The 17,675-nt window shown below is 48.9% G+C and carries 13 protein-coding genes; 8 read left to right on the forward strand and 5 right to left on the reverse strand.

Going from position 1 to position 17,675, the window contains the following annotated elements; translation table 11 throughout:
* Positions 1 to 4: 4 nt before the first annotated feature.
* Complete coding sequence (locus NSQ55_RS09055; RefSeq protein WP_339172717.1) at positions 5 to 985, reverse strand: ABC transporter permease subunit; 981 nt, start codon at positions 983 to 985, stop codon at positions 5 to 7.
* Between the two features lie 321 nt (positions 986 to 1,306).
* Entirely contained in the window at positions 1,307 to 3,550 is a 2,244-nt protein-coding gene (locus tag NSQ55_RS09060) for a helix-turn-helix domain-containing protein (RefSeq protein WP_339172720.1), read from the reverse strand.
* Between the two features lie 202 nt (positions 3,551 to 3,752).
* Here NSQ55_RS09060 and NSQ55_RS09065 point away from each other — a divergent pair, with 202 nt between their 5' ends.
* The gene (locus NSQ55_RS09065; RefSeq protein WP_339172722.1) at positions 3,753 to 5,318 is read left to right on the forward strand and encodes a glycoside hydrolase family 43 protein; all 1,566 of its coding nucleotides are present in this window, start codon (positions 3,753 to 3,755) and stop codon (positions 5,316 to 5,318) included.
* Between the two features lie 19 nt (positions 5,319 to 5,337).
* The gene (locus NSQ55_RS09070) at positions 5,338 to 6,792 is read left to right on the forward strand and encodes a glycoside hydrolase family 28 protein (protein WP_339172724.1); all 1,455 of its coding nucleotides are present in this window, start codon (positions 5,338 to 5,340) and stop codon (positions 6,790 to 6,792) included.
* A gap of 6 nt (positions 6,793 to 6,798) precedes the next feature.
* Here the strand turns inward: NSQ55_RS09070 and NSQ55_RS09075 are convergent, their stop codons facing one another.
* Positions 6,799 to 7,680 carry an AraC family transcriptional regulator gene (locus tag NSQ55_RS09075; protein WP_076179655.1) on the reverse strand — a complete coding sequence of 294 codons (882 nt, stop codon included), beginning with the start codon at positions 7,678 to 7,680 and terminating at the stop codon, positions 6,799 to 6,801.
* A gap of 73 nt (positions 7,681 to 7,753) precedes the next feature.
* On the opposite strand from NSQ55_RS09075, the gene NSQ55_RS09080 reads away from it, so the two are divergent.
* The 3 genes from NSQ55_RS09080 to NSQ55_RS09090 are packed head-to-tail and all read left to right on the forward strand — an operon-like array spanning position 7,754 to position 10,858.
* Positions 7,754 to 8,644, forward strand: a complete 891-nt coding sequence (locus tag NSQ55_RS09080; protein ID WP_076191130.1) for a pectinesterase family protein — start codon at positions 7,754 to 7,756, stop codon at positions 8,642 to 8,644.
* Positions 8,645 to 8,660: 16 nt separating this feature from the next.
* Positions 8,661 to 9,683 carry an alpha/beta hydrolase family protein gene (locus NSQ55_RS09085; protein ID WP_076191420.1) on the forward strand — a complete coding sequence of 341 codons (1,023 nt, stop codon included), beginning with the start codon at positions 8,661 to 8,663 and terminating at the stop codon, positions 9,681 to 9,683.
* Positions 9,684 to 9,730: 47 nt separating this feature from the next.
* A complete protein-coding gene (locus NSQ55_RS09090) occupies positions 9,731 to 10,858 on the forward strand; it encodes a glycoside hydrolase family 88 protein (protein ID WP_076278570.1) in 1,128 nt (375 codons plus the stop codon).
* A 67-nt stretch (positions 10,859 to 10,925) separates the two neighbouring features.
* On the opposite strand, the gene NSQ55_RS09095 is transcribed toward NSQ55_RS09090, so the two are convergent.
* Positions 10,926 to 11,246, reverse strand: a complete 321-nt coding sequence (locus tag NSQ55_RS09095; RefSeq protein WP_036683993.1) for a cupin domain-containing protein — start codon at positions 11,244 to 11,246, stop codon at positions 10,926 to 10,928.
* 26 nt (positions 11,247 to 11,272) lie between these two features.
* Positions 11,273 to 13,813 (reverse strand): heparinase II/III family protein, encoded by a 2,541-nt coding sequence (locus tag NSQ55_RS09100; RefSeq protein WP_339172727.1) that lies wholly within the window; start codon positions 13,811 to 13,813, stop codon positions 11,273 to 11,275.
* 236 nt (positions 13,814 to 14,049) lie between these two features.
* Here NSQ55_RS09100 and NSQ55_RS09105 point away from each other — a divergent pair, with 236 nt between their 5' ends.
* The 3 genes from NSQ55_RS09105 (at position 14,050) to NSQ55_RS09115 (ending at position 17,670) form a co-directional block, all read left to right on the forward strand.
* Positions 14,050 to 14,946, forward strand: coding sequence for a sugar ABC transporter permease (locus NSQ55_RS09105; protein ID WP_036683990.1), 897 nt, complete (start codon positions 14,050 to 14,052; stop codon positions 14,944 to 14,946).
* 87 nt (positions 14,947 to 15,033) lie between these two features.
* Entirely contained in the window at positions 15,034 to 15,855 is an 822-nt protein-coding gene (locus tag NSQ55_RS09110; protein WP_254847647.1) for a carbohydrate ABC transporter permease, read from the forward strand.
* Positions 15,856 to 15,900: 45 nt separating this feature from the next.
* On the forward strand, positions 15,901 to 17,670 hold the full coding sequence (locus NSQ55_RS09115) for a sensor histidine kinase (protein ID WP_339172730.1): 1,770 nt from the start codon (positions 15,901 to 15,903) through the stop codon (positions 17,668 to 17,670).
* Positions 17,671 to 17,675 lie beyond the last annotated feature (5 nt).

The raw sequence follows: 17,675 nt of genomic DNA on the forward strand, positions 1-17,675 counted from the left end.
TCTCCTAAAATAGTTTGCTGTCTTTGTCATACCAGCCGGCTAATTTGTTGGCCACCAGCACCAGAATGAAACCAAAGACGGATTGATAGAGCGTGATGGCTGAAGCAAAGCCGAATTCTCCGGAACGGATGGCTGTGCGGTATACATACACATCGATAATGTCGGTAGTCGGCAGAAGCAACGGATTCAGGAACGTTACCCCCATAATCATACTGAGATCGCCTTTCAGCATGCCCCCGATGCCCAGCAGCGTCATCAGAATGATCGACGGAATCAGCATGGGCACCGTAATTTTGGTGATAATCTGCCATCTGGAGGCACCATCGATTCTTGCAGCTTCATAATAGGAAGTGTCGATGCCTTGCAGCACCGCATAATAGATGATGGCACCGTAACCAGCGCTTTTCCAGATATTCGCTAGCACGAGAATGATTACGAACAGCCAAGGGCTGGAATACCAGTCAACCTGGGAGAAGCCGAATGTCTGGAGCAACTGGTTCATAATGCCTTTGTCGTAATCCAGCAGGGAGAACAGAATGGCTCCGATAATAATCCAGGAAATAAAATACGGGAAAAACATGACGCTCTGCGTGATTTTGATAAACCATTTGCTGCGCAGCTCATTTAGAATAATGGCGATGGCCACTGAAAAAAACGTGCCGGTTAGCATATACAGCGCATTTAACATCACCGTGTTACGTGTAGCCCTAAGAGAATCTTCCATACTAGAGAAGAAAAACTCGAAATTAGAGAAGCCGGCCCACGGGCTGCCGAAGATTCCGTCGTTGAAGTTGTAATTTTTAAAGACGAGAATCAGACCACTCATCGGCAGATAAGCAAAAAGAATTAGAATGATGATTCCCGGAAGAGCGAGCAAATAAAGCGAGCTGTCCTTCCTTAGGGATTTACGGAAGCTCTTGGCTTTGGCCGTCCTGATTCCCGGACTTGGCATTCCTTGTGTCTTCGATGTAGCCTCTTGCATCATTAACAGTTCACTCCTTTATACTAGCGTTGTCATTTCCGTCCCTTGTTTTAGGAGAACGCTTTACATGAAAATCATAAATCCGCCCGGAATGTAAACGCTATCATAATAAACGAAAAAAAGTTAAAAAAAGCGGAAAAGGGCAGCTTAAAAAAACGAAAAAGACAGAACTTTTTTGTTTTTAGGGTGCTCAAAAGCCTGATTTAAAGGGGGATTTCATAGTATAGGCCGGCGCGAGGGTTATTCATTGAAAGTCAAAAAGGGGATGTCTCCGGCTATGAAAATGCTGCCGGGACATCCCCTTTGTTCCTTACTTTTAGCGGGTCAATCAGGAAGATTCTGTTTCTGCAAAATATGATTCATTCTCCATTTAGAAGGTGTAACCCCATAACGCTTTTTGAACTGGGTTGTAAAATAGGTGCTGCTGTTGTAGCCCACTTTCTCGGCAATTTCCCGGATATCCAAGCCAAGCTCAGTGACTAATAACATCTGCGCCTGCTCCAGACGCAGCAGGTTAACGAAATCGGGAAAGCTGCAGTTTACTTCGTCGGCAATAAGTCTACTGAGATAAGCGGGACTTAGCGATAGCTTGTCAGCAAGGGCATTAAGGGAGAGCCTGGAGTCATCATAATGATCTCTGATATAACAAATGGCTTCACCAGCAATGCTCTTGGTCTGTACAGCGCTCATGCTGGCAATACGCTCGTGGGCGGTATAACAGCTGTCTACAATCCAATTCCATAGCTTGTCATAGCTTTGGATCTGCCAGATATGCTGGTAATTATCTAGAAAGCCGGAATGCTGGACGTCTGCATTAAGCTCAGCCGTGCGACTGAGTTCAAAGACCAGTCTCGATAAAGCGATGGTGGCAGGCTCGACGCGGTAACTGCAGGCTACTGCCAGCAATCTCTCCACTGCCTGCGGAATATGGTTCGAGAGTTCCGTCTGCTTAACGGCTTGCAGTACCGGTTCAAGGGCACTGTCGGGCATTGGGCTGCTGTTCAGGTGGATCGTATCATCAGCAAAGATGATGTTCTGCTGCACATGAAATTTAATATATTGCAGACTGTCCGCAGCCTCATTGTATTTAGCCCTCAGTAGGTTTAAATCATCCGTCAGCCCGCTGATTCCGAAGGCGCAGCAGGCTCCGGAAAGCTGTAGCTGAGCGGCGGTTTCTTCCCATTTACCGCGGTACAAAGCGTAATCGCCGAAGCTGCCGCTGTGAAGCTCGCTCAGAATAAGTACAGCAGTGCCTTGATGTGGGCGGAAGGATTGAATGGCTGCAAGTTCACAGAAGGCATGTTCAATCTGTTGTATGTTTTCCTCAAAAGTATGCCGGAAGTCGGAGTCTTCAGGTTGTTCGGGCTCCAGAGTGGTCAGTACGCATACACAATATGCTCCCCCAGAAGCGGCTATGCTCATCAGGGGTGTCCCGCTGTTCTCTGGTGTTCTCTGCGGGGAAAGCAGCCACCGCATCAAGGCGCTATCATCGCTTTCTTTTTTTAGCTGCTCCAGCTTAACGCCAATCTGTTCGAGCTCCTGGCTTACGGTATCGAAATCGCCACCGGTTTTCAGCGCTTCTTCATTGCCAGATAGATGAGCGATATTGCCGAAGAGCCGGCCGATTGGCTTATACATCCGCCGCGAGATCAGGTTGGCGGTTATAGATGCGGCGGCAATCAAGGCCAAGCACAGGCCAGTCATCAGATTACGGGCATTGGAGATATCACGGATGCTATCCTTGTAGGAAGTCTCCGACACAAACCACAGCTTGTCCGCTGCAGAATATACATAGGTAATCAGCTGTGGCTCTTCACCTCCCTTATAGACAAAAGAGCCTCTTTCTGAGGTGGAGGACACCACCTGCTTTAACATGCCCTCTTCCAGAGGGATGTCAGATAATGCACTGTGCATGAGCACAGATGCTTTTCCGTCAAGCACAGCGTAACGGGTGGCTTCGCCTTCTTTTTGCGTAAACAGATTATTCTGCAGCTTTCCCAAATTGACGGTCAGTGCTACCGCACCATTATATTCGCTATCCGCAAACGCCCGGTCATTATAAAACACGGTGAGCAGGGTAATGGGGGTACCGTTATTCAAGGTTGCCTCCCACAGAAACGGTGATTCAACAATGATGTTATCCCGCATTCTCGAGAATAGCTCCAGCTTGGATTCAGGGCTTAGCGGAAGGTTTTCGAACATGGCAACAGGCTCATCCACTCCCATGATGTAGGCGTTCTCCATATATTGGTTCACAACCAATGCTCCGCGGATTTGGCTTAAGGCACTGTACAACTGGTCGCTCCAGCTGGTATCGCCATTCATCATGAGCGCGTTGATGTTTGGATTCCTATAGAAGTCCATAGCGTAGTTCTGGACGATCTCTTCATAGTTTGTAAAAACGGTTTCAGTATTCACCAGTACATTTTGGTTCGCCTTGTTGACATTATCTATCGTAATATTCCGGTACCAATAAAAGATCACTACAGCCAGTACTAGAATACAGCAAACTGAAATCGCGGTTAGGCTCATAAAAAAGCGGGAGTACAATTTCTTTCTTTTTCCCAAGCTGCTCACCCCTTCAGGTAAATCCTATTACACCCATTCTAGAGGGAAAGGCTATTCGCTGACAAGGAGTGAAATATGGGCAATATAGCATGAAAGTATAAAAATGAAGAAATAGAACATAGAAAATACAAGAAAGTTAAACTTATACGAACTATAATTGGTGGTGCTTACATTTGAATTGTTTTGAGGAGGATTACTTTTAATGAGAACATTCCGCAATCCAGTGCTGCCGGGATTTTATCCTGACCCTTCCGCTATCCGTGTTGGTGAAGATTATTATCTTGTGACTTCAAGCTTTGAATTTTTCCCAGGCGTTCCTATCTTCCACAGCAAGGATCTGGTCAATTGGCGCCAGCTTGGCCATGTACTGGACCGCCCGTCCCAGCTCAATCTGGATCACTCGATTCCCTCCATGGGTATTTGGGCACCGACGCTCCGCTATCATGAGGGAGTTTTCTATATGATTACCACTTTTATTGACAATGACAAGAACCAGCATAATTTTTATGTAACAACAACCGATCCGGCCGGAGACTGGTCTGACCCTGTATGGCTGGAGGATGCACCCGGTATTGACTCCTCTTTGTTCTTCGATGAAGACGGCAAGGTGTATTATACCGGCAACCGTGTTCCGCCGGAAGGGCAGGCTTATCCGAAGCATATGGATATCTGGCTGCAGGAGATTGATCTCAGCCAAGGGAAGCTAATCGGTCCGAAGCATAGTATTTGGCAAGGCGCACTCAAGGTAGCTCATGCGCAAGAGGGACCGCATATTTATAAGATCGGCGCTTGGTATTACGTGCTGATTGCCGAGGGCGGAACCGGGCATACTCATGCGATTACGATTGCCAGAAGCAAGAGTGTGACCGGTCCTTATGAGGGCCATAAAGCCAATCCGATTCTGACGCATCGCCATCTTGGCAGAGCGTATCCTATTGTTAATGTGGGTCATGGAGAGCTTGTGGAGACTCAGCATGGTGACTGGTGGATGTTCTGCTTGGCTTCACGAACCAGCGGTGGTTATTACCGCAATCTGGGACGTGAAACCTTCCTGACACCGGTAATCTGGGAGAATGAATGGCCTGTGGTCAATCCTGGCAAAGGAGTGCTGGAATTTGAGACGGAGGCTCCGGATTTGCCAGAGACAAAATGGCCGGAATTGCCTGCGCGCGATGAGTTTATAGGTAATGAGCTGGCACCGATCTGGAATTTCCTGCGGACACCGCGGGGTGAATTCTGGAGTCTTACCGACAAGCCTGGAGTTCTGCGGCTTCGCCTGAAGCCAGAACGGCTCTCGGAGATTGCCAATCCATCTTATATCGGTAGACGCCAGCAGCATTTGAGCTTCAGAGCGGCAACTGACATGACGTTTAATCCCGCTGCAGAAGGGGAAGTAGCTGGTCTTGTTCTCCTCCAAAATGCGGATCACCACTTCCGTTATGAACTGGGGCTAGAGGCAGGCGAACGTGTATTACAGCTGATTCATCGGATGGGTGGCAGCGAGCAGCTGCTGGCGTCAGTGCCCTATCTACAGGATCAGGTACAACTTAAGGTGGAAGCCAGAGGACAAGAGTATAGCTTCTATTACAGAGCTTCTGAAGCCGCCAAGTGGACAGCCTTCTGTGAACGGACGGATGGCAGAGTGCTCAGCACCGATCTGGCCGGAGGATTCACAGGAGCATACCTCGGGATGTACACAAGCTCTCAAGGCGCAAAGAGCGAAAGTTATGCCGATTTCGACTGGTTTAGCTATGAAGGACTTGAGTAATAGGAGGAGGTGAAATTCAATGAGCAGCAATCTTGTAACTAACACGTATCCGATTCCCGAGCTTCCCCAGATTCCCGAACGGACTTTTGCAATCACGGATTATGGGGCAGAAGAGGGGGGATTAACGCTATGTACCTCTGCTATTCAGGCTGCACTGGATGCCTGCGCTGCGGCGGGAGGCGGAAAAGTTGTTATTCCAGCTGGCATCTGGCGTACAGGACCCCTTACTTTGCATAGTCGAATTAATCTGTATGTAGACAAGGGAGCATTGGTGCAGTTTGACCCTGATCATACCTTGTATCCGTTACTTTCTTCCCATTATGAGGGGAATGCCGGCTGGCGCTGTCAGGCTCCGCTCGATGGAGAAGGTTTAAGCGATGTGGCAATAACCGGTGAGGGAATATTCGACGGCAGTGGCGAAGGTTGGCGCCCAGTGAAGCGGTTTAAGATGACCGAGAAGCAATGGGAGCGTTTGATCGAATCTGGAGGAGTGCTTGATCCGCAGGGCGAAGTATGGTGGCCTTCCCGGGAAGCCATGGAAGGTGAGGACTTCTGCCGGAAGCTGTGGGACAAGGGAGAAACTAGTATGGAGGCTTATCTGCCTGCTCGTACGTATCTTCGTCCGACGTTGCTTAGCCTGCGCAATTGCCGGCGGGTGCTGCTGGAAGGGCCGAGCTTCCAGAATTCACCTGCTTGGTGTCTTCATCCCATTGGTTGCGAGCAGATTACCGTACGAAATATTCAGGTACGTAATCCTTGGTATTCGCAGAACGGGGATGGCCTTGATTTGGAATCCTGCACGCATGCTCTAGTTGAGCACAGCAGCTTTGATGTGGGTGATGACGCCATCTGTCTCAAGTCAGGCAAGGATGAGGAAGGCCGTAAGTGGGGAATGCCCTGCCAGTATATTACCATCCGGAATTGCACGGTATATCACGGACATGGAGGCGTTGTGATCGGCAGCGAGATGTCCGGAGGTGTCCATGCAGTTCGAGTTAGCGACTGCCTGTTCATCGGCACGGACATTGGCCTGCGGTTCAAAAGCACCCGGGGAAGAGGCGGTGTGGTGGAGGATATTTTAATGGAGAATATCAACATGACTGGCATCATCCATGAAGCTGTATCCTTTCATATGTTCTATGCAGGGGTTGAAGGATCGGAAGGGTATGACGAGCAGTTATTTTCGGTTACAGAGGAGACTCCGCAATTTCGGAAGATTACCCTGAAGAATATTGTGTGCCATGGTGCGGCAACCGCTCTACTGGTTAACGGGCTGCCGGAGATGCCGCTTGCTGATCTAACCATCGAAAAATTCCACGCAGTGAGTGATCGGGGAATTGTGCTGCGGCATGCCACGGGGCTCACGCTGGATCGTATCCGGTTGCAGACTTCGCAAATGCCGAAGATAACAGCGCATAGATGCAGCCACGTCACGCTCACTCATTCCGAAGATTTGACGATTACAGATAGATAAAAAATTCTATGGATGATGGAAATCCGTCTTGAACTTCCGTGGGTGTGACCTTGCTTCTTTTCGGTATTGGAGCGGGGTCAGACCGGTTGATTTTTTGAATGTTTTATTGAAATGGGAAAGATGTTCAAATCCGACAGCGGAGGCGATCTCCTGGATTTTGCCTGTAGATCCGACAAGCAGCCGTTCGGCTTCCCTTACGCGGACATGAACGATGTATTCCCGAAAGTGAAAACCCGTCAATCGGTGAAATACCCGGCTCAAGTATGAAGGACTAATGTAAAAATTACTCGCAGTCTCTTCCAGAGTAAGGGCCTCACGGTAGTGATCACGGATATAGGTGGCTACATCCGTTACTAGATGATGGAGCGGATGTTTCGTCCCTCCAGCTTGTGAGATACTCTCTGAACGCTGGAGGAGAATCATCAGCTCGGAGAATAAAGCGATTACGCTGGTTTCGTAATACGGGCGCTGCAACCGACATTCTTCCAGCATCCGGTTCATTAGGATTTCCGCTTCGTCCTGCTCGCGCAGGGTCAGCTTGAACAAGCGGTACCCGCGGTCATGAAACCAGATGGCTTCATTCTGCAGGGATGGCGGTAGAAGAGCAGGATCATAGTTGATGAGAATCCGCTCGAACTCGGCTACTTCCGAGCTTGCTGTGGAATGAAGCTCCCGGCCGGAAATAAGAATAAGCTCACCCTTATGAACCGTAATGACTCGGTCGTCCACAAAGTATACCCGCTCCCCTTGTATCAGATAGTACAGCTCGGCTAAGTCATGGCTGTGGGGACGTGGCATAGCAGTGATGCCTTTACGTTTCATATGCTGGATGCTGTAGCGGTCTTCTTCAATATGATATTTGTGATTGGGGCTAGTCAGGCTAGTCATAATTCTCCTCTTCTCTTACGAAGCGTTACGGTTATTATAGAATAAACTCAGGTTGATAGGAAAGGAGCCGCAGATGTTAATTACAGTCTCTAAGAGTGTCGACGAAGGATTCAGTAGTCTACAGGCAGCGTTGGATTCAATTCCACAGGAACACAAGGAAGAAGTGACGATTCGTATTAAACCCGGCATTTACGAGGAAAAAATTACAGTGAAACAGGGAACGCCTCCGGTTCTGCTACTGGGGGAAGACACGAATTCCACCATCATTACCTGGTCAGACAACGCGCACACTTTAGGTCCGGACGGAGAGCCGATTGGCACGTTCAAATCCGGTACCCTGAATGTATTCGCTGAGCATTTCACCGCTGAAAATCTGACCATTCGAAATGCATCAGGTCCCGGCACTGGTCAGGCGGTGGCTGCTTTTGTTGATGCTGGTCATGCTGTATTCCGGCGTGTACGCCTGCTGGGTGATCAGGATACTTTGTATACAGGGCAAGGAAAGCAATATTATAACGAATGTTACATTGAAGGCGATGTGGATTATATTTTTGGCGCGGCTACGGCTTTGTTTGAACGTTGCCGGCTGCATAACAAACGTTCCAGAGGATATATAACAGCCGCATCAACGCCTGAAGGCGCACCGTTTGGTTATGTATTCCTCGATTGTGAAATTACTGGCGGTCAAGGTGTAAGTGAAGTGTATCTTGGCCGACCTTGGCGCCCTTATGCACATGTGGCTTTTATCCGCACGGTCATAGACAGTTCGATTATCGGCGAAGGCTGGCATAATTGGGGGCAGCCGGACAGGGAGGAAACTAGCCGCTATGAAGAATATGGCAGCAGTGGACCGGGAGCCAATCCCGAAGCCAGAGCTGCATGGTCGCGGCAGCTGATTCCACAGGAAGCTGCGGAGTATAGGGTGCTGACCGTGCTTGATGGCTGGCATCCTGAAGGATATTAAGGAAGGAGCACTTCGAATGGAGCCTCTGGAACAATACATGAAAGAACTAGCTGGTTCAGCACAACGTAACTCGGCTTTCAGCAAAGACATACCCTTTCAGCAATGGCGTGATGAGCTTAGCGCAGCATTTACGAAGCGGTTAGGTGGCTTTCCAGAAATAGCTGAGGAGCTGCAACCGGTTCTGCTGGAACGAACCGTCTGCTCCGGGTATACCCGTGAACGTATAGAGATAACTACCTATGAAGGGTTGCGCATGCCGCTGTATCTTTTGATCCCGGATCAGCCGTTCTCTACCCCTGTTCCTGCCGTTCTTGCCATTCATGGACATGGCTATGGAAGCCGGGAGATCGTAGGCTTGAACCCGGACGGATCGGATCGGCAGGGAGATCCCGGGCTGCACAAAGACTTCGCTGTTTCACTGGTAAAACAGGGCTTTGTAGTGGCAGCCCCGGAGCTGCTCGGCTTTGGGGACAGACGATTGGAAGAAGACCTAACAAGCGGGGAGCCTGGACGTAATTCCTGCTTCCGCCTGTCATCCGCATTGTTGATGGTTGGGAAGACAATGGCCGGCTACCGTATCTACGAAACCATGCGGGCACTGGATTATTTGCAGACAAGAAAAGAAGTTAAGGATGAACGAATTGGAATTATGGGTATTTCCGGCGGGGGACTGGTGGCTGGCTTCACAGCTGCACTTGACGAACGAATCGCTTGTGCGGTCGTAAGCGGGTATGCCAATACTTTCGCAGACAGTATTCTGACACGCAATCATTGCCTTGATAATTATATTCCAGGGATTTTGCTGGAAGCGGAGATGCCTGACCTACTGGGCCTCATTGCCCCTCGTGGCCTGTTCCTCGAATCGGGAGATGCCGATCATCTGTTTGGCCCGCGCGGAACAAAATTAGCTTTAACCCAGTTGCAGACGATTTACAGGTCGGCGAATCATATCGGACAGGTAGAAGCGGACTTCTTCACCGGAGGTCATGAGATTCATGGTGAACCAGCCTTTGCCTGGCTGCGCAAGCAGCTCACTTGAGCATAAGATTAGACTTCATATGGATGACAAACGAAGGAGGAATAAGGATGTCTATAACTGAAGCAACAACCGTTCGCTTGTCCAGTAAAATCGCGAGTACGATTCTTGGAGGGTGCAACAAGCAGGGAGAGCATGAATATGTGCTGGAAAGATGGGCTTATGTTCCGGGCATGCTGCTGATGGCAATGGCCCGGGCGGGTGTTCAGCTCGACCAGCCTGAGTATGTCTCCTTTATGGAGCGGCATATGGACACATTTATTGGAGAGGATGGTTCCATCCGTACCTACAGGCTGGAAGAATACAATCTGGACCAGATTAACGAGGGGAAAAACCTGTTCTTGCTATACCAGAAAACCGGAGAAGAACGGTATGCTGAAGCAGCCCATTTGCTGGCCGCACAGCTTATTGGACATCCCCGCACCTCCGAAGGGGGATTCTGGCATAAGAAGGTATACCCTTTCCAGATGTGGCTGGACGGGCTGTACATGGCATCGCCATTCCTAGCGGAATACGGCAAGGTTTTTCAACGACCTGAACTGATTGACGAAGCGGCGCATCAGCTGCTGCTGGTTGAGCGGCGGACCCGTGATCCACGGACCGGTTTGCTCTATCATGGCTGGGATGAATCCAAAGAGCAGGAATGGGCTGACTCTTCTACCGGATTGTCCTCTCATTTTTGGAGCCGGGCGATGGGCTGGTATGCGATGGCTGTGGTTGATTGCCTGGAGCATTTTCCGCTCACTCATCCGCAGCGGGGGACGATCATTGGCATTTTCCAGCGGATGTGCGGCGCGCTTCTGGAGGTTCAAGACAAGGAGACTGGCCTCTGGTACCAGGTGTTAGATCAAGCGGGGAGAAAAGGCAATTATCTTGAAGCTTCCGGCTCGTGCATGTTTGTTTATGCGATGGCTAAGGGACTAAGATTAGGTTATCTGGAATCCTCTTTTATAGAGGCGATGTTGCAAGGGTATGAAGGCATTTTGACGCATTTGACTGAAGAGGATGAACAAGGTGTGCACTTGCACCAGATCTGTCATGGAGCGGGTCTGAGCAAAGACCGTAATGGCTCATACGATTACTATATCTCTGAGGACGTATTGTCGGATGTGCCTATGGGCGTCGCTCCATTGTTATTAGCATCACTTGAGGTGGAACGGTACCAAGCTGAAAAATAACAGAAGCCCAATCATTCCCTCTGAAATGGAATGATTGGGCCTTTTTTTGCTGCCAGATATATATTTATTAGCGTTTCAGCAGATCCTCGCGGATAGGTGTGAAGACATCGAGCAGCGCAGAATCTGCTTCCAATGCGGTTACACCGTGCTTTGCATCTGGCGGTATGGCAATACTTTGCCCCGCGGTTACCTTATGCTTCTCGCCGTCAATACGAAATTCAAAGCTTCCACGCAGACAGTAGCTCATCTGCTCGTGAGGATGGCTATGCTCATAGCCCTCGGCTCCCTTTTCGAAATGAACCTCCATCATCATCAGACTGGCTGCAGCGTTCAAGATACAGCGTTTAACTCCCGGTTCTGCTGGTTCCCATACTCCAAGATTGCTCATGTTCTAATCTTCCTCCTTGTATATAGTTATCGGGGCATGGCGATGTGAATTCTGCCTGCCTCAATTCTTAATTGGGTTGCTTCAGGTTGCCCGGATGTTGACTCAGGTTCTCCGAACAGCCTAAGCGGTCCGAGACCCGGAACAGTAACAAGGTGTTCCTCCTTGGTGCCGTTGATGGCGGCGATAAACCATTTCCCATCCGTACGGGATATTCTGTACAAGCGTACTCCTTCGATAGCCTCTTCAAAATCAAGCTGTTCAAGCTGTAGTGAAGAAGCATCTTCTGTCCGGGGATGAAGCAGAATGACGTAATCGCTTTTACCACCATAAACACGAAAATGTTGCTGCTCTGCCAGCGGATAATTCCCGGCTACAGCGCCTTCTCCCATTGTAATCACTGGAAGTTCTGGTTCGGCGATATAAGCGCTTAGGTGCTTGCCGTTCAGGCAAGCTGCATCAATGGATTGCTCCATTATACTTGCATCAGTACTGAGTGTATGCAGATTCCAGACGCTGTTCGATGCTCCCTCAATTCGATCCCATATCAAGTAGACGTTAAAGCCTGCTTTAATGAACAAGAAATTCCGCTCATATTCCCTGGCGTTAGCCTCTGGAATAAGACTGCTGGCATGATCTAACTCTTCTGAAAAGCGTACTTCCTTGCATGTGCTTTGCAGTGGCCCATTGGCAAAATTTCCGAATGAATCGGTAAATTGAACAACATTATGAGCTGCGCTGGACACATACCAATGCCGATCCCCGTTATAATAACCTCCCGTTCCAGAATCAAGGGTTACTGGAACACCATCTGCCCAGATGGAGAAGTGCCCTTCATCATGATGAGCGTGATAAGTCAGCGGAGACGCCTCGTAGATTGCATAATGCTGAAGGTTCTGTTCTCCGTTGCGGAAGATGACATAACCGATATCGGGATAATGTACGGAGTCGAGTGCAGGCCTTTGTTCTGCTAAATCGGGCTGTGGATATAACAGCGCGACCAGAGGCAGAGGAAATGCGCCACTATCCTCAATCGGTTCTCCGCCGTGCTTCCACGTCCAGAGCATTTCCCCGGCAAGCTGGGGGTCTTCGTCCATATAGAATGGGGCCGCATATCCAAGCAGGCGAAACCATTTTTCCTGCACATTGGCATCGCCGACGGCTGGTGTAAGCAGGATGGGGGAGCCAGAAGAGCCGCCTTGAATAATATCTGGTGCAGTCACTGTTCCGATTAGGAAACGGTACATGCCCTTTACCTTCTCATGCTTGAAATAATCAATGCCCTTCAAACGCTTTAATAGGACGAAGAAGAGAAAATAGCGATGCAATACTGCGCCATGGTAGCGAATATTTTCTGGCCATGCGCCGTCTGAATCAACCACTTCTGCCAGCTGCCAGTTGATGACAGAGAGGGCATGATCAAGATATGCCTCACTTTGTTTTTCATTGGGAAAGAGGAGGGCATATACACCCAGTCCGGTTGCCCGGTCGGCATTCCAATTACTGCGTTTTCCTCCCTTTTCATCTGGGAAGGTCTCTAGATCAAACCGGTAGTAGTGGGTATCCATCATCATGTCTGCGATATAGCGGAAATGAGCGAGAAGTTCGGTTTCTTCTCCAGTGAGGAATACACTGCTGCCAGCAATCTGATCGTAGATTACCGAAGCAGCAGCGAGCCCCCTCCCGATATGCACCGCGCCGTAAGTATCATCGTCATGCCAGCCGTCTCTACGGAAAATATCCATGCCTACCCGCATATCGGCAAGCATGTACTGGAGCTTTTGCTTGGCTCGAACCGCAAATTCACTTTCACCCGTGATCATATACATATTGGCGTCCGCTCCCGTAGCCTCCAGCAGGTAGGCCCAATTGGTAAGTGTCGGCCGATTAAAAAGCGGGGAGAGCAGCTCAGTTCCTAACGGCTGCCCCGCAGCATTTAGAAAATGGACCCCGATGCAGATTCCTTCGCCTAGAGGAGCTTCCAGACTGAGCGCCGTCTGCACGCTGTAATGATCACCTTCATATACAGGTATGGTCTCTCCATAATGAAGGATTGTCAATCCTTTCACTTCCTCATTACTGATGCAGATACATTGCAAATCGTCTGCCAGACTAGCGCCAGATGGGGTTACACCAGATGGCTGGAGACCTTGCTGCCAGCTGGCCAATTTCTCTAGATATACTGTGCTTCCGTTTTCTCGGTCTTGACTCCACCCCAGCATCCCAGATTCTAGACCGCCATTCGCTAGTTCAACCGGCAAGCCAAGCTGCGAATGAGTCAGACGCAAGCCCCCGATGCGCGCCGTGCCCTTTCCCCGAATCTGTACAGAAAGCTTGAGGAAGGCCGTTCTGGGAGGGGTTTTAAAAACAAAGGGTTCTACCCGGAACACCCCGAGTTTATGGAGGGGCGCAGCAGCTTCTCGGCTGGCAAATTGTTCAGACAGCTGTTGTTGTCTTTCGTACTCTTGCCGGACCTTGGGAAGCTGTTCGATTCTAAGGCGTATGCCCTCAAGCTCTCCTTCGGTATAACATCCGAAGGGGCGTGTACCGCCACCATATGCTGAAATCATCGGTAGTTCTAACCTCCTTGTAAAGTAGTCATGGTTCGTGGGTGAGCTTTCTCTTAATTAGTATAAACGTGGCTTTACGAAGGACGGGATAGATAAACAAATGAAGGAAAGGGGACAAAGCAACTGAAAAAGTGAAATTCTCCCCCAAGCGCAGTCGCTTTCTCCCTAACCGTTACGAACGGATAGAATTATCATTAAGGACATAAGCTTAGTCCAATGGACAGGAGGAACAATAAATGAATTTATCAAAACGTCAAATTAACGCCTGGACCTTCGTTGCTCCCAGTTTGATTCTGACGCTGGTTTTTGGAGTATATCCGATCTTTTGGGCTCTGAAGTACATGTTCTATGATTACCAGGGTTTCGGCGAACCCCTGTTTATCGGACTGGAGAATTTCGAGCGCTTATTAAGGGATAAGGAATTCTGGAAGTCAGTGGTCAACACCTTTATCTACGCTGGAGGCAAGCTGCTCATCACCTTGCCATTATCATTTTTACTGGCGGTTGTCCTCAATCGTGCTTTGAAAGGGCGGCAGCTGCTAAGAGCGATTTACTTTATGCCGACCGTAATCAGTGCTTCGGTTATGGCCATCGTATTCTACGTTATCTTTAATTCATACAACGGGATGGTTAACCAGCTATTGGTCGGCTCTGGAATTATTTCCGCTCCGATAGATTGGTTAGGGCCGAAATATGCCTTACTAACCGCTATTATGATTGCGATATGGGGGGCTATCGGTAACTATATGCTGCTCTTTATCGCTGGTTTACAGAACATTCCTGAGGATCTCTATGAGGCGGCATCTATAGATGGAGCTGGACCTTTCAGAAAAATGTGGAACATCACCGTTCCCATGCTCGGACCTGTATTGCAAATGATCATTATGCTCGCTATTACCGCCTCCCTAAAAGGCTACGAGAGTATTATGGTGCTTACCGAAGGCGGTCCTTATGGCAAGACGGAAGTTATGTACCTGTACCTGTATAAGCTGTTCTTCCCTGTATCCAGTGGAGGTACAAGCATTCAGCAATTTGGCTACGGTAGTGCGGTTGGTTTTGCCACAGCAGTTATTGTAGGTCTGATTACCTTAGTCTACTTTTATGTATCTAAAAAGCTAAATGATATCTATTAAAAGAGAGGAGAATGAACAGTGAGTACATTACATGCGGAGACGAAGAACACTTCGGTCCAGCCTGTCCGGTCCTTCAAGACCCGAGCGGTGCTGTCCCGGACCTTGCTGTGGATTTTTCTACTTATAGTGGCGGCTTTTGCGTTGTTTCCGATTATTCTGGCTTTTTTCGGATCCCTTAAGACCAATCTGGAGTTGACGACAGGAACCACCTTGCTGCCTAAGTCATGGCAGATTGGAAACTACGCGCAGGCTTGGAATTCGGCTAACTTTGCCCGCTTTACATGGAACAGTGTGTTTATCAGTATCTTTACCACCTTAGGCACTCTATTCATTGGAACGATGGCCGCATATGCGGTAGCGAGAGTCGATTTTTACGGGAAACGTATATATGTTGTAATTCAGTCCTGCACGCTGTTCATCTCGATCGGTGCTGTGGTGCTTCGGCCGCAATTTGACCTTATGGTAGCGCTTAATCTACAGAAATCGTTATGGGGTGTCATTATTATTCTGATTAGTGCGCATGCCACGGCATTTTTTATGTTGATTGGTTTTGTACGAGCGATTCCGAAGGATCTGGATGAGGCTGCTTTTATTGACGGCTGTAATTTCTATAGCGTATACTTTCGAGTTATCTTACCGCTTCTGACACCCGCCCTTGGAGTCACGGCGCTCTGGACCTTCCGCGGAGCATGGAACGAATATATTCTGCCGCTGGTTTTTACCATGACACAGCCAAAATTACAGACACTCACCGTAGGATTGGCGGGGCTAAAATATGGTATCGGCGATGCGGCGCAACCTCAATTGATGCTCGCGGGTGCATGTCTGTCCATGTTGCCAATGATTGTTGTCTATATTTTCGCTAATAAATCGTTCATGCAGATGACAGCTGGCTCTGTAAAGGGCTAAATTCGGGGCGGGCTTCGGACAGCTATTCAAGAAGGATGTGAATACATGCTGAAGGCCTGGGTTTATCGTACCTCTTTGAAGAAAAGAATATGGTTATCTTTTACCGCACTGACGGTATTCTGTATTTCTGTCACCGGTTTATTGGCTTACTCCATCGCTTCTCGGGCGATGGAGCGTAACTCTGTCGAGTTAAATCAAAATGTGCTGACTCAGTCAATCAATGTCCTGGACCAGAAGTTAAAGCAAATCATTGTGGCTTCCTCCACGATGATGTTGAGCGAAGCTTATCAGCAGACCATCCGGGATATTAAAGCTCATAATATGGAACGTTTTTTTGCCAATTTTTCTATGCTGCAAGCGCCCTTCACGCAGGTAGAGTTGACGGAAAACTCCATTGAATCTATCTTGATCAGTACGCCGGACGGGGATTTCTACTCTACCAGCAATCAGCGCAGAACCTTGACCCCATTTCTAGAATCTTCGCTGTATCAACGGATTAAGGAGAAACCTGAAACCAATTGGGTGGAGAGTCATCGGGACGAGCTATTTGCCGGGAAACACCATGTTATTTCCCTAGTCTTGCAGCCGCTTACAGACAATTATGTCCCTGATCTATTTTTGATCGTTAATGTAAAAGAGGACATTCTTGAAGATACTGTAAGTGGAGGCGGGAGTCTTGGCTCCGCACGTTTTTTACTGATCAATAAAGAGGGAACAAGCGTCTTCGGAGATGGGAGACGTCCGGAATGGTCTCGGGACTCTGTGTTTTTGGACAAACTGAGGGAAGCAGACCGGGGTAATTTTGAATATTCTGCTGGGGATGGGCCAATGCTGCTCAGCTATGCCAGTTCAGGGTACGCAAAAGACTGGGTGTTGGTCAGCTACCTGTCCAAAAAGGAACTGCTGCAACCTGTTCGGAGTATTCAATGGCTGGTGTTGATGATCATGGCGGCATGTATCGTCATCGCGCTTTTCCTTGCAAGGTATCTGTCCGCTTTGCTACTGGGACCGCTGCTGAAACTGCAACGGACGATGTCTCGTGTTGAGCAAGAGGATCTCAGTGCACGCTTCCAGAGTCCTTTCCAGGATGAGATTGGGGAGGCGGGACGCAAATTTAACCAGATGTTGGACCGGATTGGTGAGTTGATTGCTGAAGTCAAGGATACAGAAAAAGAAAAGAGAAAAGCGGAGATCAAGGCGCTTCAGGCGCAGATCGAGCCTCATTTTTTATATAACACATTAAACACGATTTTCTGGAAATGTGAGATGGATGAATATGAAGATGTGAAACAGATGGTCATTTCGCTGTCTGCACTGTTTCAGCTGGGACTGAACAACGGGCAGGAAATTACGACCTTAGGCAAGGAACTGGAACATGTCCGCCAGTATCTAAACCTTCAGCAGCAATGTTATGAAGGGTTGTTTGACTATACAATTGATGTCGGAGTGGAACTGCTGGAGCTTCCTGTATTGAAAATTATTATTCAGCCCTTGGTGGAGAACTCAATCCTGCACGGCCTTAAGGAATTAAGGGGAGGGGGAGTGATCCGGATCTCTGTAGAAGTAGCCAAAAACACACTGCTCATCCGGGTTACCGATAACGGAACCGGCATGAATGCGGAGAAACTCAATGCCTGGCTGAAGGAGCCGAACGGCAGTGGAGGTTATGCTCTGTCTAATATATGTAGCCGACTGCAGCTGTACTACGGCAAAGAAGCCGGATTGGTCTTTCGAAGCAGTCCGCGTGTTGAAACCGAAGCTGTTCTATCCATTCCTGTGGAAGGGGGAATAAATCCTGAACGCCCATTCAATTAAAATAT

Source organism: Paenibacillus sp. FSL H7-0943 (genome assembly GCF_037963265.1).
Lineage (GTDB): Bacteria > Bacillota > Bacilli > Paenibacillales > Paenibacillaceae > Paenibacillus_AQ > Paenibacillus_AQ odorifer.

Coding starts and splice junctions, on each gene's coding strand:
- NSQ55_RS09085 (WP_076191420.1), top strand. CDS start 8,661: ATGGAGCCTCTGGAACAATACATGAAAGAACTAGCTGGTTCAGCACAA.
- NSQ55_RS09065 (WP_339172722.1), top strand. CDS start 3,753: ATGAGAACATTCCGCAATCCAGTGCTGCCGGGATTTTATCCTGACCCT.
- NSQ55_RS09095 (WP_036683993.1), bottom strand. CDS start 11,246: ATGAGCAATCTTGGAGTATGGGAACCAGCAGAACCGGGAGTTAAACGC.
- NSQ55_RS09090 (WP_076278570.1), top strand. CDS start 9,731: ATGTCTATAACTGAAGCAACAACCGTTCGCTTGTCCAGTAAAATCGCG.
- NSQ55_RS09075 (WP_076179655.1), bottom strand. CDS start 7,680: ATGACTAGCCTGACTAGCCCCAATCACAAATATCATATTGAAGAAGAC.
- NSQ55_RS09100 (WP_339172727.1), bottom strand. CDS start 13,813: ATGATTTCAGCATATGGTGGCGGTACACGCCCCTTCGGATGTTATACC.
- NSQ55_RS09055 (WP_339172717.1), bottom strand. CDS start 985: ATGATGCAAGAGGCTACATCGAAGACACAAGGAATGCCAAGTCCGGGA.
- NSQ55_RS09115 (WP_339172730.1), top strand. CDS start 15,901: ATGCTGAAGGCCTGGGTTTATCGTACCTCTTTGAAGAAAAGAATATGG.
- NSQ55_RS09070 (WP_339172724.1), top strand. CDS start 5,338: ATGAGCAGCAATCTTGTAACTAACACGTATCCGATTCCCGAGCTTCCC.
- NSQ55_RS09105 (WP_036683990.1), top strand. CDS start 14,050: ATGAATTTATCAAAACGTCAAATTAACGCCTGGACCTTCGTTGCTCCC.
- NSQ55_RS09080 (WP_076191130.1), top strand. CDS start 7,754: ATGTTAATTACAGTCTCTAAGAGTGTCGACGAAGGATTCAGTAGTCTA.